Annotated in this window: 17 protein-coding genes; 7 read left to right on the top strand and 10 right to left on the bottom strand. The window is 70.8% G+C overall.

What is annotated here, in order from left to right; translation table 11 throughout:
• Positions 1-2: 2 nt before the first annotated feature.
• Positions 3-161 (bottom strand): NepR family anti-sigma factor, encoded by a 159-nt coding sequence (locus ACFE64_RS04495; protein WP_375391261.1) that lies wholly within the window; start codon positions 159-161, stop codon positions 3-5.
• Between the two features lie 273 nt (positions 162-434).
• Here ACFE64_RS04495 and ACFE64_RS04500 point away from each other — a divergent pair, with 273 nt between their 5' ends.
• The 6 genes from ACFE64_RS04500 (at position 435) to ACFE64_RS04525 (ending at position 5802) form a co-directional block, all read left to right on the top strand.
• On the top strand, positions 435-1244 hold the full coding sequence (locus tag ACFE64_RS04500; protein WP_375391262.1) for a response regulator: 810 nt from the start codon (positions 435-437) through the stop codon (positions 1242-1244).
• 46 nt (positions 1245-1290) lie between these two features.
• Positions 1291-1431: a hypothetical protein gene (locus ACFE64_RS04505; RefSeq protein WP_375391263.1), complete on the top strand. Its 141-nt coding sequence runs from the start codon at positions 1291-1293 to the stop codon at positions 1429-1431.
• Between the two features lie 95 nt (positions 1432-1526).
• On the top strand, positions 1527-2174 hold the full coding sequence (locus tag ACFE64_RS04510) for a sigma-70 family RNA polymerase sigma factor (RefSeq protein ID WP_375391264.1): 648 nt from the start codon (positions 1527-1529) through the stop codon (positions 2172-2174).
• Between the two features lie 10 nt (positions 2175-2184).
• Positions 2185-4839: a bifunctional [glutamine synthetase] adenylyltransferase/[glutamine synthetase]-adenylyl-L-tyrosine phosphorylase gene (locus ACFE64_RS04515; RefSeq protein ID WP_375391265.1), complete on the top strand. Its 2655-nt coding sequence runs from the start codon at positions 2185-2187 to the stop codon at positions 4837-4839.
• Positions 4814-5272 (top strand): peroxiredoxin, encoded by a 459-nt coding sequence (locus tag ACFE64_RS04520; RefSeq protein WP_375391266.1) that lies wholly within the window; start codon positions 4814-4816, stop codon positions 5270-5272. The genes ACFE64_RS04515 and ACFE64_RS04520 overlap by 26 nt, the downstream gene beginning before the upstream one ends.
• Positions 5272-5802, top strand: a complete 531-nt coding sequence (locus ACFE64_RS04525; RefSeq protein WP_375391267.1) for a hypothetical protein — start codon at positions 5272-5274, stop codon at positions 5800-5802. Before ACFE64_RS04520 ends, ACFE64_RS04525 begins: the two co-directional genes overlap by 1 nt.
• Before the next feature lie 125 nt (positions 5803-5927).
• Here the strand turns inward: ACFE64_RS04525 and ACFE64_RS04530 are convergent, their stop codons facing one another.
• The 8 genes from ACFE64_RS04530 to ACFE64_RS04565 form a co-directional block, all read right to left on the bottom strand.
• Positions 5928-6470: a (2Fe-2S)-binding protein gene (locus tag ACFE64_RS04530; protein WP_375391268.1), complete on the bottom strand. Its 543-nt coding sequence runs from the start codon at positions 6468-6470 to the stop codon at positions 5928-5930.
• Complete coding sequence (locus ACFE64_RS04535) at positions 6467-7591, bottom strand: CaiB/BaiF CoA transferase family protein (RefSeq protein WP_375391269.1); 1125 nt, start codon at positions 7589-7591, stop codon at positions 6467-6469. Before ACFE64_RS04535 ends, ACFE64_RS04530 begins: the two co-directional genes overlap by 4 nt.
• Positions 7592-7703: 112 nt before the next feature.
• On the bottom strand, positions 7704-8831 hold the full coding sequence (locus tag ACFE64_RS04540; RefSeq protein ID WP_375391270.1) for a CaiB/BaiF CoA transferase family protein: 1128 nt from the start codon (positions 8829-8831) through the stop codon (positions 7704-7706).
• A gap of 6 nt (positions 8832-8837) precedes the next feature.
• Positions 8838-9248 carry a hypothetical protein gene (locus ACFE64_RS04545; protein WP_375391271.1) on the bottom strand — a complete coding sequence of 137 codons (411 nt, stop codon included), beginning with the start codon at positions 9246-9248 and terminating at the stop codon, positions 8838-8840.
• A gap of 8 nt (positions 9249-9256) precedes the next feature.
• The gene (locus ACFE64_RS04550) at positions 9257-9442 is read right to left on the bottom strand and encodes a hypothetical protein (protein ID WP_375391272.1); all 186 of its coding nucleotides are present in this window, start codon (positions 9440-9442) and stop codon (positions 9257-9259) included.
• An 86-nt stretch (positions 9443-9528) separates the two neighbouring features.
• A complete protein-coding gene (locus ACFE64_RS04555; RefSeq protein WP_375391273.1) occupies positions 9529-10707 on the bottom strand; it encodes an acyl-CoA dehydrogenase in 1179 nt (392 codons plus the stop codon).
• A gap of 101 nt (positions 10708-10808) precedes the next feature.
• Positions 10809-11102: a hypothetical protein gene (locus ACFE64_RS04560; RefSeq protein WP_375391274.1), complete on the bottom strand. Its 294-nt coding sequence runs from the start codon at positions 11100-11102 to the stop codon at positions 10809-10811.
• Positions 11099-11275: a hypothetical protein gene (locus tag ACFE64_RS04565; protein ID WP_375391275.1), complete on the bottom strand. Its 177-nt coding sequence runs from the start codon at positions 11273-11275 to the stop codon at positions 11099-11101. The genes ACFE64_RS04560 and ACFE64_RS04565 overlap by 4 nt, the downstream gene beginning before the upstream one ends.
• Before the next feature lie 93 nt (positions 11276-11368).
• On the opposite strand from ACFE64_RS04565, the gene ACFE64_RS04570 reads away from it, so the two are divergent.
• Entirely contained in the window at positions 11369-11983 is a 615-nt protein-coding gene (locus ACFE64_RS04570; protein ID WP_375391276.1) for a helix-turn-helix transcriptional regulator, read from the top strand.
• A 21-nt stretch (positions 11984-12004) separates the two neighbouring features.
• On the opposite strand, the gene ACFE64_RS04575 is transcribed toward ACFE64_RS04570, so the two are convergent.
• A complete protein-coding gene (locus tag ACFE64_RS04575; RefSeq protein WP_375391277.1) occupies positions 12005-12169 on the bottom strand; it encodes a hypothetical protein in 165 nt (54 codons plus the stop codon).
• Positions 12170-12332 lie beyond the last annotated feature (163 nt).

Below are 12332 nucleotides of genomic sequence, written 5' to 3' on the forward strand. Positions count from 1 at the left end.
CATCAATCGAGCTTGCCCAGCAGGGCCAGGAACTCGTCGGGCACCTGTTCCTCCACCGTCTGCTGGTACACGGACCGCAAGGCTTCGCCCATCGCACTGTCGTCGGCAGGCTTGCTATCCTCGCTGCGGGGGCCGGAGCGGCGATCGAACTTCTCGGCCAAAGCGGTTACTTCCCCCTGATCCTCCGGGTCTGCGCGTCGTTCGTGACGGACCGGAGATACGGCGCGGCCACGGTTCGCAGTCCCCCGCGTTCCGCGACCGCAACATGTTCTGAGCAATCTGCGATGGTGGAAACCAAACAGCCATTCGTCGGTTCCAGTGGAAGCGGGGAAAACCGGTTCATAGTGGGACGGCAGGGCTTCCGAAAATCGGGGCTCGCGCGTAGCGACGCAAGGCGGCCGCGCTGTCCGACGGTCAAGGAGTGAATGTCGCTTATGTCGTTGGGTCAGCAACTCGCACCGCACCTCCCTTTCCTGCGGCGCTATGGCCGGGCGCTGACCGGCAGCCAGCAGCAGGGCGACAAATACGTGCGCGCGACGCTGGAAGCGATCGTCTCCGCGCCCGACCAGTTCCCGCGCGGGGTCGAGCCCCGGCTGGGGCTCTACCGCATGTTTCAGGGTATCTGGAACTCGGCCAATTTCGATGAGACCGGCGCGGAGTCGGCTGGCGACACGGATTCGCAGGAGGCGATCGCGCGCGCGCGCCTGGCGCAGATCACGCCGCTGTCGCGGCAGGCGTTGCTGCTGACCGCCATGGAGGGCTTCACGCCCGAGGATGCGGCTTATCTGATTGAAGTCGAGCCGGACGAGATCGAGCAACTCGTCACCGAGGCGCTGCAGGAAATCGAGAAACAGACCCATTCCCGTGTCCTCATCATCGAGGACGAGCCGATGATCGCGATGGATATCGAGACCATCGTGCGCGATCTGGGCCATGAGGTGACGGGCGTCGCGGTCACCCGCGACGAGGCGGTGGCGCTGGCGATGGAGGACCGTCCCGGCCTGGTGCTCGCCGACATCCAACTGGCGGACGACAGCTCCGGCATCGACGCCGTCAAGGACATCCTCGCCGAGTTCGAGGTGCCGGTGATCTTCATCACCGCCTTCCCCGAGCGTCTGCTGACCGGCGAGCGTCCGGAGCCGACGTTTCTCATCACCAAGCCGTTCCAGCGCTCGACGGTCAAGGCCGCGATCAGCCAGGCGCTGTTCTTCGACCAGAACACGGCGCCGGCCCCGGTCGCCTGAGCGCGGCGGGCACGCATCCAAAACGACGCAGGAAGGTTGAACGCGCATGCCCGATCCCGAGGACACTCCGCACCTGAATGCCACCGAGGCGCGGGGTGCGGCGACGCCGGGCGTCGCACGTTATGTCTTGGGCATCTCGCTGGTCTTGGTGATCGTCGCGTTTTTCCTGGTCTGGAAGCTGGCTTAATCTGAGGCAATCTGCCCGGGCTGGCGCTGGCGGCCCGCCTTTCCTATGTTGCGTGCGGGGCGCTGGCCGCCCGGCGTGGGGGTCGACTTTTTCCGATGACGGACAGCGTGCGCAACGACGAGGATGAAGCGGCAGACGCGCGCCCGGCGTTCGAGCATGTCTCGCTCTCCGATCCCGAGTTCAAGACGCAACTGGCCCAGGTCATCCCGCACCTGCGCGCGTTCGGTCGATCACTGTCGGGCAGCCGCGACCTCGCCGACGATCTCGTGCAGGAGACGCTGCTCAAGGCCTGGGCGGCGCGCCAGCGATTCCAGGCCGGCACGAACATGCGTGCCTGGACCTTCATCATCCTGCGCAACCTGTATCTCAGCCAGATGCGGCGCGCGCGCTTCAAGGGCGAGTGGGACGATCTGGTCGCCGACCGCATCCTCGCCGCGCCCGCCAGCCAGGACCGGCACGTGGAACTGGGCGACATGCAACGCGCGCTGCTGCACCTGCCGCAGCCGCAGCGCGAGGCGCTGATCCTGGTCGGCGCGGGCGGGTTCGCCTATGAGGAGGCGGCCGAAATCTGTCAGGTGGCGGTCGGCACGATCAAGAGCCGCGTGGCGCGTGGCCGGGTCGCGCTGGAAGCGCTGCTGAGCGACGGCGCGTTGCCGTCCCGCCGGTTGCACGAGCAGGACCCGGACAAGACCGCGCTCGACACGATCATGGGCAGCGTCGAGGAGCTGAGCCGCGGGCGTTGACGTCGCGGTCATGCTGGCGGGCGATCGTCTCGCCGACGCGATCGCTCGGGCGCGCGCCCATTCTCCCTTTCTGGCGTCGGCGCTGCAACGCGAGCCGGCGATCGCTTCGGCCTGTGAGGCAGGCGCGCTGACCCTCGACCTGGCGGAGATCGCCGCCGATCAGCCGATCACCGTGCGGCTGAGGCGACGACGACGCGCGCTCGCATTGACGGTGGCGCTAGGCGATCTGGCCGGGCTGATGGACCTGACCGCCGTGACCGGCGCGCTGACCCGCTTCGCCGACGGGGCGCTCGACGAGGCGATCGCGGCGGCCATTTTCGAGCGCACCCCCGACGCCGAGCTGCGGGGCTTCACCGCGATCGCGCTCGGCAAGCAGGGCTCGGGCGAGCTGAACTATTCGTCCGACATCGATCCGATCCTGCTCTACGATCCCTCCACGCTGCCGCGCCGTGCGCGCGAGGAACCGGCGGACGCGGCCGTGCGGATCGCCCGGCGCGTCGTCGAGCTCCTGCAGGCCCGCGACGCCGACGGCTACGTGCTGCGTGTCGACCTGCGGCTGCGGCCTTCGCCGGAGGTCACGCCGATCGCGCTGCCGGTCGATGCCGCGATCGGTCATTACGAAAGCCAGGCGCTGCCCTGGGAACGCGCGGCGTTCATCCGCGCGCGCGCGGCGGCGGGCGATCTGGCGCTCGGGCGGCGCTTCCTGGCGGCGGTGCGCCCGTTCGTGTGGCGGCGCGCGCTCGATTTCGGCGCGATCGGCGAGATCCGGGCCCTGACGCACCGGATCCGGGACCATTATGCCGGCGGCCAGGCGTTCGGCCCCGGCTATGACCTGAAGCGCGGGCGCGGCGGCATCCGCGAGGTGGAGTTCTTCGCGCAGGTGCAACAGCTGATCCATGGCGGCCGCGACCCGAGCCTGCGCGCGCCGGCGACGCGCGATGCGCTGGCGGCGCTCGCGGCGGCGGGGCGGATCGGCGCGGACGAGGCCGCGTCCCTGACCGAGGCCTATACGGCGCTGCGGACGATCGAGCACCGGCTGCAGATGGTCGACGATCGGCAGACGCACACCTTGCCGAGCGGCGCCGCGCTCGACGGCGTCGCGCGCCTGCATGGTCTGACCGACGGCGCGGCGCTGCTGGCCATGCTTAGGCCGCACGTGGCCGCGACGGCGCGCCGCTACGACGCGCTCGATGACGGCGCGCCTGCGGGCGCATCGCTCGATCTGCTCGGCCGCCTGGGCGAGACGGGGGCGCAGCGCGTGGCGCAGTGGCGCGCGGCCACCTATCCGGCGCTGCGCAGCGCCCCCGCCCAGGCGGCGTTGGAGGCGGTGCTGCCGATCCTGCTGCCCGCCTTTGCCGCCGCGCCGGAGCCGGACAAGGCGCTGCTGCGCTTCGACCGGCTGCTGGAGCGGCTGTCGAGCGCGGTCAATTTCCTCCGGCTGCTGCAGGCGCGCCCCGGCCTCGCGCTGCTGCTAACGCAGGTGCTGAGCCACGCGCCGCCGCTCGCCGAGGAGCTCGGGCGGCGGCCGGCGCTGCTCGACGGGCTGATCGATGCCTCCGCGCTCGCGCCGGTCGGAGATGTCGAGGCGCTGACGGCGCTGCTGCGCGCGGGCGATGTCCACGATTACGGCAGCCGGCTCGATCATGTCCGCCGCGTCGTCGGCGAGCTTCGCTTCGCATCGGGGGTGCAGATCGTGGCGGGCGCCGCGGACCCGCTGGCGGTGGCGGGCGGCTACTCACGCATCGCTGAGGCAACGCTCGAGGTCCTGGCGGAAGCGGCGGTGGCCGAGTTCGCGCGTGCGCACGGCCGGGTGCCGGACAGCGAGCTGGTTATCCTCGGCCTCGGCCGGTTGGGCGGCGGCGCGCTGACGCACGCCTCGGATCTCGACCTCGTCTACCTGTTCACCGGCGATTTCCGGGCCGAGTCGGATGGCCCCAAGCCGCTGGGGGCGACGCTCTACTACAACCGGCTGGCGCAGCGGGTGACGGCGGCGCTGTCGGTGCCGACCGCGGCGGGGCCGCTCTACCCCGTCGATACGCGGCTGCGGCCGTCGGGCGCGCACGGGCCGCTCGCCGTCAGTCTCGACAGTTTCGCCCGCTATCAGCGCGAGGAGGCGTGGACCTGGGAACACATGGCGCTCACCCGCGCCCGCCCGATGTTCGGCTCGCCGTCGGCGCGGGCGGCGACGCAGGCGGTGATCGACGGCGTGCTCGCGGGCGACCGGCCGGTGCGCGACATCGTCGCGGATGCGGCCGCGATGCGGGCGGAGATGGCCGCGCACAAGCCGCCGCAAGGCCCGTTCGATGCCAAGCTGCTGCCGGGCGGGCTGGTCGACCTGGAGTTCGCGGTGCATGTCGCGCAGCTGACGCGGCGCACCGCGTTCACGCCGCGGCTCGACCGGGCGGTCGATGCGCTGGTCGCAGCCGGGCTCGCCGCTCCGGCGCTGAGGGACGCCCACGATCTGCTCACCGGCCTGCTCGTCACGCTGCGGCTGGTCGCGCCCGATGCCGCCGCGCCCGACCCGGGCACCGCGACGCTGGTCGCGCGGGCGCTGGGGTTGCCGGACTGGGCGGCGGTGGTTGCCAGCCTTGCCGCCACGCGGCAGGAGGTGGAGCGTTATTGGCGCGAGGTGACGGGCGATGGAAACGGGAACGGCGCTGCCTGACGTGACGGTGACGCTGGCGGACGGGAGCGCGCAGGCGCTCCCCGCGCTGGCGGGTCATCCGGCGGTTGTATACTTCTATCCCAAGGCCGACACGCCCGGCTGCACGCGCGAGGCGGAGGACTTCACCGCGCTGGCCGACCGGTTCGCGGCCGCCGGCGTGGCGGTGATCGGGATCAGCAAGGACCCGCCCGCGGCGCTCGCCAAATTCGCGGCGAAACGCAACCTGACCGTCCGGCTCGGCAGCGATGAGAGCGGCGCGGCGTCGGACGCGTTCGGCGTCTGGGGCGAGAAGCAGATGTACGGGCGCACCTATATGGGCGTCGAGCGCGCGACCTTCCTGTTCGGCGCGGACGGGCGGCTCGCGCATGCCTGGCGCAAGGTGAAGGTGCCCGGGCATGCGGAGGCGGTGCTGGCCGCGGCCCGCGCGCTCTAGTGGCGAAACTGAAGGTCTATCGCACGCCGATCGGCTTTCACGACGCCTATGTCGCCGCGCCCAGCCGGAAGGCGGCGCTGCAGGCCTGGGGCAGCGACGCCGACCTGTTCGCCCGCGGCATGGCGGAAGTGGTCGACGATCCCGCGCTCGCCGCCGAGCCGCTGGCGCATCCGGGCGAGGTGATCCGCCGCTCGCGCGGCTCGGCGGCGGAGCAGCTCGCGGCGTTGCCGCCGGACCGCCCGAGACCGAAGGCGGCCAAGCCCACCGAGCCGACCGCTCGCCGGCCGCGGGCGAAGCCGCCGCGGCCCAGGCGCGACGCGCTCGACGCCGCCGAGCAGGCGCTGGCCGACGCCGAAGCGCGACAAAGCGCGGAAGACAAGGCGCTGGCGGCCGAGGAGGCGGAGCTGCGCCGACGCCGGGAGCGGGCGCGGGCGGATCACGCGGCGACGATCGAGAGGCTGGAGAAGGCGCGGCTGCAAGCGGAGCGAGGCTATGCCGAGGCGCTGGCGAGATGGCAGGCGGCCGACTAAACTCGGCTGTCTCCCACCCTTCGTCATCCCCGCGCAGGCGGGCATCCATTATCGCCGCATCGGCTGCCAACGTCTATGGACGCCGTCTTCGCAGAATGACGGGCGGTTTTCCGGTTCGATGAGGCCTAAGGCCGCGGCGGCACCAGCGCCGGCACCTGCCGGGCGGAGTCGGCGGGGTCGATGCCGGGGCGGAAGCCGGCGGGGATCACCTCCTCGCCGCGCAGCGCGCGCGCCGCGCGGGCGACCGCCTCGACCACGCGGGGGTAGACGCCGCAGCGGCACAGCACGGTGATCGCCTGCCTGATCTCCGCCTCGCCCGGATGCGGGTTCTTTCGCAGCAGCACCGATGCCTGCATGATCATGCCGGGGATGCAGAAGCCGCATTGCGGGACCTGCGCGGCGAGGAAGGCGAGCTGGAGCGGGTGGTTGCGCTCGCGCGACAGGCCCTCGATGGTCGTCACGTAACTGCCCTCGATCGCGCCGATCTTCACGCGGCACGCGGGCAGCGCGGCACCGTCGACATCGACGATGCACGCGCCGCAATCGCCGGTGCCGCAGCCATATTTCGCGCCGGTCAGATTGGAGGCATCGCGCAGGGCCGCGAGCAGCGGCGTCGCCGGGTCGAGCCGGTACTCGACCGGCTGGTTGTTGACGGTGAAGCGGGTCATGCGCCGTGCCCGAGCGCGGCGATCTCCGCCTCGGCGAACCCCAGGTCGCGCAGCACCGCCGCGTCCTCGCGCGCGCCGGCCATGGCGGGCGCCACGGTGCCGCTGGCGGAGTAGCGCGGCGCGGGCGCGGGCTGGGCGACGCCGCCGGCCGCGACGAACGTGGCGCGGGCACGGTTGTGCGGGTCGGCCAGCGCCTCCTCGAAATCGAGCACCGGCGCGAAGCAGACCTGATGGCCGGCAAAGGCCGCGATCCATTCGTCGCGCGTGCGCTCGCGGAAACGGCGCGTCAGCTCCGTCTTCAGCTCGCCCCAGGCGCGCGGGTCCATCTGCCGATCCCAGCCCGCATCGGCCAGCGCCATCACCCGCCGGAGCTCGGCATAGAATTGCGGCTCGATCGCGCCGAGCGAGACCCATTTGCCGTCCGCGGTCTCGTAGGTGTCGTAGAAATGCGCGCCGGTGTCGAGCAGGTTGGTTCCCCGTTCGGTCGACCAGCGGCCCGCCGCGCGGAACCCCCAGATCATGCTCATCAGCAAGGCCGAGCCGTCCGTCATCGCGGCGTCCACCACCTGCCCCTCGCCGGTGCGTTGCGCGTGGAGCAGCGCGGCGAGCATGCCGAAGGCGAGCAGCATGCCGCCGCCGCCGAAGTCCGCGACCATGTTGATCGGCGGCGTCGGCTTCTCGCCCGCGCGGCCGAAGGCGTGCAGCGTGCCGGAGATCGCGAGATAGTTGATGTCGTGCCCGGGCTCCTGCGCCATCGGCCCGGTCTGGCCCCAGCCGGTCATGCGGCCGTAGACCAGGCGCGGATGGTCGGCGAGCAGCAGGTCGGGGCCGAGCCCCAGCCGCTCGGCGACGCCGGGGCGGAAGCCCTCGATCAGTCCGTCGCTCCCCCGCACAATGCGGCGCACCGCCGCGACCGCCTCGGGCTGTTTGAGGTCGAGTGCGATCGATCGGCGCGAACGGAGGAGCGGGTCGTGCGCGTCGCTCGTCATCCCGGCGCCGGCGCCGCGATCGATGCGGATCACCTCCGCGCCATGGTCCGCCAGCATCATGCCGCAGAACGGGCCGGGGCCGATGCCGGCGAGCTCGACGATGCGCAAGCCGGTGAGGGGGGCGTCGGCCAAGGCTTGCTCCATCCGTCATGCCGGGCCGGTCCCGGCATCCACGTCGGACATGAGGACCGACGCTTGCAGCTTGGGCGACGGTGGACCCCGGCACAAGACCGGGGGTGATGGGTCAGCCGGAGCCGAGCAGCGGCGACGCCTTCCCGAGCGCCAGATCGGCCTCGGAGAAGCGGATCGGGGTGCGCAGGCCCGGCAGCGTCGCGCCGTCCTCGCGCGTCACCTCGATGCGCATGCCGCGCGCGATCACCTGCGGGTCGTCGAACGCCTGCGCCACGGTGTTGATCGGGCCGGCCGGCACGCCCGCGGCCTCCAGCGCGCGGAGCAGCTCGTCGCGATGACGCAGCCGGGTCAGCGCCTCGATCGCGGCGAACAGCGCGCCGCGATGCTCGATCCGGCCCGGGTTTGTCGCCCATTCCGGCCGCGCCTCCAGCCCCGTCGCCGCGCAGAAGCGGCGGAACTGGCCGTCATTGCCGACCGCCAGGATGAACCAGCCGTCGGCGGTGGGGAAGACGGCGTAGGGCGAGACGTTCATGTGCGCGTTGCCGACGCGTGGCGGCGTGACGCCCGACAGGAACCAGTTCATCGCCTGATTGGCGAGCACCCCCGTCATCGTGTCGAGCAGCGCCATGTCGATGTGCTGGCCGCGTCCGGTGCGTTCGCGCATGGTCAGCGCCGCCTGAATGGCGATGACGCCGTAGAGGCCGGTCATGATGTCGGCGAAGGCGACGCCGATCTTCTGCGGCTGCCCGTCCGGCTCGCCGGTCAGGTCCATGATGCCGCTCATGCCCTGGACGATATAGTCGTAGCCGGCGCGGCCCGCATACGGCCCGTCCTGACCGAACCCGGTGATCGAGCAATAAACCAGGCGCGGGTTGAGCGCGGCCAGGCTGGGATAGTCGAGCCCGTATTTGGCGAGGCCGCCGACCTTGAAGTTCTCGATCAGCACGTCGGCGTCGGCGACCAGCGCGCGCACCGCCGCCTGGCCTTCGGCGGTGGTGAAATCGGCGACGACCGACCGCTTGCCGCGATTGCAGGCGTGGTAATAGCCGGCGCTCTCGCTGCCGTCCGGGTCACGGACGAACGGCGGGCCCCAGGTGCGGGTGTCGTCGCCGGCCGGGCTCTCGACCTTGATCACCTCGGCGCCGAGATCGGCGAGCACCTGCCCCGCCCACGGGCCGGCGAGGATGCGGGCGAGCTCGATGACCTTGAGGCCGGTGAGGGGAGTGTTCGTGGTCGTCACCGCCGTTCAGGATGCGCTGATCGACAGAAGATCGACGCCCGACTTCTTCAGGACCAGCACGATGGCGATCAGCGCCAGCGTGTAGAGCAATGCCGACAGCATGTTGAGGAGGATGGACCGAACGGCATTGCCCTTGAGCGCATCCTTCAGGATGGCGGGGCGGGCTTCGTCAATCGCGCCCGATGCGTATTCCGCCAGGGCGGAGGTCGCCGCATCCGTCGCGTTCTGGATCAGCTGCGGCGTCCATGTGGCCGCATAGGCCGCCAGCTCCGCCGGTTCTGGATCGCGGCCTCGCTCTGCGTTGAAGGATTGGATCCATTCACGCTTGGACGTCTTGTAAATCGCATAGGCGACCATGCCGAGCAGCTTGTCATCGCCCTCGACGACCAGCTTGGTGAAGATGGGATTGTGCGGCACCGGCGCAGCTACGTCTTCTGACCCTTCTGCGTCAGCGCGCTGGCGGCAAGCGACTTGTTCGCGCGCGCCGACGCTTTGCCATAGGCCTCAGAGCTCATCACCTTGGTCGTGTGGCCCGAGCTGGACACCTCGCGAAAGACGCCGCCCGAGCGCGTTCGGCTGTCCTTGGACACGGTAAAGCTTTTCGAGGCCATGGCCTAATCTGGGCTCCCTACCCGCTGACGTCAACGTGGTCCTGTGCTCGTCCTGTCCGCGTCGCGAAAGCGGGAGAGGGCTGTCGTCAGAACGCGCTCAGCCCCGTGATCGCGCGGCCGAGGATCAGCGCGTGGACATCGTGCGCGCCCTCATAGGTGTTGACCGTCTCCAGGTTCATCAGGTGGCGCATGACGTGATACTCGCCGGCGATGCCATTGCCGCCGTGCATGTCGCGGGCGTGCCGGGCGATGTCGAGCGCCTTGCCAACATTATTGCGCTTGATGAGGCTGACCATCTCGGGCGCGAACTTGCCCTCGTCCATCAGCCGGCCGACGCGCAAGCTGGCCTGCAGGCCGAGCGCGATCTCCGTTTCCATGTCGGCGAGCTTCTTCTGGAACAGCTGGCGGCCGGCGAGCGGCGTGCCGAACTGCTTGCGGTCGAGGCCATAGGCGCGCGCGGCATGGAAGCAGAACTCGGCCGCGCCCAGGCTGCCCCAGCTGATCCCGTACCGCGCGCGGTTGAGGCAGCCGAACGGGCCCTTGAGCCCGGCCACGTCGGGCAGCAGCGCGTCCTCGCCCACCTCCACCTCGTCCATCATCACCATGCCGGTGATCGAGGCGCGCAGGCTCAGCTTGCCCTCGATCTTGGGCGCGCTCAGCCCGTCCATGCCCTTTTCGAGGATGAAGCCGCGGATGACGCCGTCGTCGGTCTTCGCCCAGATCACGAAGACGTCGGCGATCGGCGCGTTGCTGATCCACGTCTTGGCGCCGGAGACGACGTAGCCGCCGTCAGTCTTCGTCGCGCGCGTCGTCATGCCGCCGGGGTCGGAGCCGGCGTCGGGCTCGGTCAGCCCGAAGCAGCCGATCCATTCGCCGGACGCGAGCCGGGGCAGGTAGCGGCGCTTCTGCGCTTCCGAGCCATAGGCGTAGATCGGATACATCACGAGGCTGGACTGGACACTCATCATCGAGCGGTAGCCGGAGTCGACCCGCTCCACCTCGCGCGCGACCAGGCCATAGGCGACATAGCCCGCGCCGACGCCGCCATATTCCTCCGGCACCGTCGGTCCGAGCAGCCCCAGCTCGCCCATCTCGCGGAAGATGGCGGGGTCGGTATGCTCGTGCTGGAACGCCTCGACGATGCGCGGCATCAGCCGATCCTGCGCATAGCCGCGCGCGGTGTCCCGGATCAGCCGCTCCTCCTCGCTCAGCTGCTCGTCGAGCAGGAACGGGTCCGCCCAGTCGAATCTGCCCATCCCGGCCATCGCGCCTCTCCTTGTGCGGAGACGCGCTAGGGGGCGGGAGGGGCGGCTGTCCAGCGGATCGCCATCGGCTCCGTTATCTTCAAATGATCTTCAGGCTCAAATCATTGTTCGAGGACCAGCAGCTCGATCACCGCCTCGCCGCTCACCACCTCGGCGGCGCAGCTGGCGACGAACCAGCCGGCCAGCGGCAGCTCGGCTTCGGGCAGCATGGCGAGCCAGTGGGCGAGCGGCGCGGCGTCGGCGGCCGCGTGCAGCCGGTGGCGCGCGCCGGTAAAGGTGGCGGTGGCCCAGGGCGTCTCGCCCGCATGCGACAGCTCGACCGCGCAGCCTTCATCGGCGGCGGAGCGGGCCAGCGCGCGGAGCAACTGCCGGTGCAGGCGTGGCGTCCGGCTCACGGCTGCGCGTCCGCCATGAAGGCCTTGACGCGATCCGTCATCCGCGGGCCGGGTTGCCGCCCCCGCCGCAGATCGTGGACCAGCCGCGGGTCCTTGACGGCAAGCCGGCCGAACTTCGTGACGGGCATCCCCATCATCCGGCAATAACGATCGATCTCGACCAGCAACGACATAGGCCATCCCCGACTCCGGCTACTCTGTTCCCGTTCTGTTCCGAGGACATTTCCTACATGTCCATAGGAAAAATCCTATGATAAGGAGAGGGCATGGCGACGGGCGATCCACGGGAGCGACTGCGGGCGCTGGCAGGCGAGCGGGGCGACAGCCTGGCGGCGCTGTCCGCGATGCTGGGCCGCAGCCATGCCTATCTCCAGCAATGGATCACGCGCGGGTCCCCCAAGCTGCTTACCGAACGGGACCGGCGGGCGCTGGCCGACTATTTCGGCGTGGACGAGGCGGCGCTGGGTGGCCCGCCCACGGTCGCGGCATGGCGCGCGCCACGGCTGGACGTGGCGGCGTCGGCGGGGCCGGGCGCGCTGATCGATGACGAGGCGGCGCTGGGCGCGAGCGCGGTGCCACCGGAGCTGGCGCGCGCCTTGGGGCTGCAGCGGGGCCGCGCCGCGATCATCCGCGTGCGCGGCGATTCGATGGCGCCGGGGCTGGCGGACGGCGACGAGTTGCTGGTCGACGAGGCGTCGTCCTCGCCGGACGCGCGCGGCGGGGTGTATGTGGTGCGGCTCGACGGGGTGCTGCTGGTGAAGCGTGTGCGACGCGGCGCGCGCGGTTATGTGGTGACCAGCGACAATCCCGATGCGCCGCCGGTCGGGGCGGGCGACGTGCAGGTGATCGGCCGCGCCGTCTGGCAGATGCGGAGGCTCTAAATCTTCCCCGTCCCGGGAGGATCAGCGATCCCGCCGCCAGACCAGCAAGGCGGCGATGACACCCAGCGCCAGGCCGGCGAGGAACCAGATCGTCGGCTGCCGCAACGCGAAGCCGATCGCCGCGCCCCCCGTCGCGCCGAGCGCGACCAGGACGCCGCCGGCGGCGGAAGGGCGAGGCTGAGGCATAGCCGCGGTTCTGCCACGTCCGTTGGCGAGGCACCAGCGTCGCCAGCAATGGGCTTCATGAGGAGCGCGTCGCGAGAACGGCTGCCAATGGGTGGAAAGCAGACACTCGTCGTGCAAGGCTCACCATGTGGACACATCGCCGACTAGGAACCGCCGCGCGTGG

This window comes from uncultured Sphingomonas sp., assembly GCF_964250165.1.
Lineage (GTDB): Bacteria > Pseudomonadota > Alphaproteobacteria > Sphingomonadales > Sphingomonadaceae > Sphingomonas.

Bases quoted from the DNA above. Each gene is read 5' to 3' on its own strand.
- ACFE64_RS04570 (WP_375391276.1), top strand. From the start codon at position 11,369: ATGGCGACGGGCGATCCACGGGAGCGACTGCGGGCGCTGGCAGGCGAG.
- ACFE64_RS04565 (WP_375391275.1), bottom strand. From the start codon at position 11,275: ATGTCGTTGCTGGTCGAGATCGATCGTTATTGCCGGATGATGGGGATG.
- ACFE64_RS04505 (WP_375391263.1), top strand. From the start codon at position 1,291: ATGCCCGATCCCGAGGACACTCCGCACCTGAATGCCACCGAGGCGCGG.
- ACFE64_RS04575 (WP_375391277.1), bottom strand. From the start codon at position 12,169: ATGCCTCAGCCTCGCCCTTCCGCCGCCGGCGGCGTCCTGGTCGCGCTC.
- ACFE64_RS04510 (WP_375391264.1), top strand. From the start codon at position 1,527: ATGACGGACAGCGTGCGCAACGACGAGGATGAAGCGGCAGACGCGCGC.
- ACFE64_RS04500 (WP_375391262.1), top strand. From the start codon at position 435: ATGTCGTTGGGTCAGCAACTCGCACCGCACCTCCCTTTCCTGCGGCGC.
- ACFE64_RS04515 (WP_375391265.1), top strand. From the start codon at position 2,185: ATGCTGGCGGGCGATCGTCTCGCCGACGCGATCGCTCGGGCGCGCGCC.
- ACFE64_RS04520 (WP_375391266.1), top strand. From the start codon at position 4,814: ATGGAAACGGGAACGGCGCTGCCTGACGTGACGGTGACGCTGGCGGAC.
- ACFE64_RS04555 (WP_375391273.1), bottom strand. From the start codon at position 10,707: ATGGCCGGGATGGGCAGATTCGACTGGGCGGACCCGTTCCTGCTCGAC.
- ACFE64_RS04530 (WP_375391268.1), bottom strand. From the start codon at position 6,470: ATGACCCGCTTCACCGTCAACAACCAGCCGGTCGAGTACCGGCTCGAC.
- ACFE64_RS04550 (WP_375391272.1), bottom strand. From the start codon at position 9,442: ATGGCCTCGAAAAGCTTTACCGTGTCCAAGGACAGCCGAACGCGCTCG.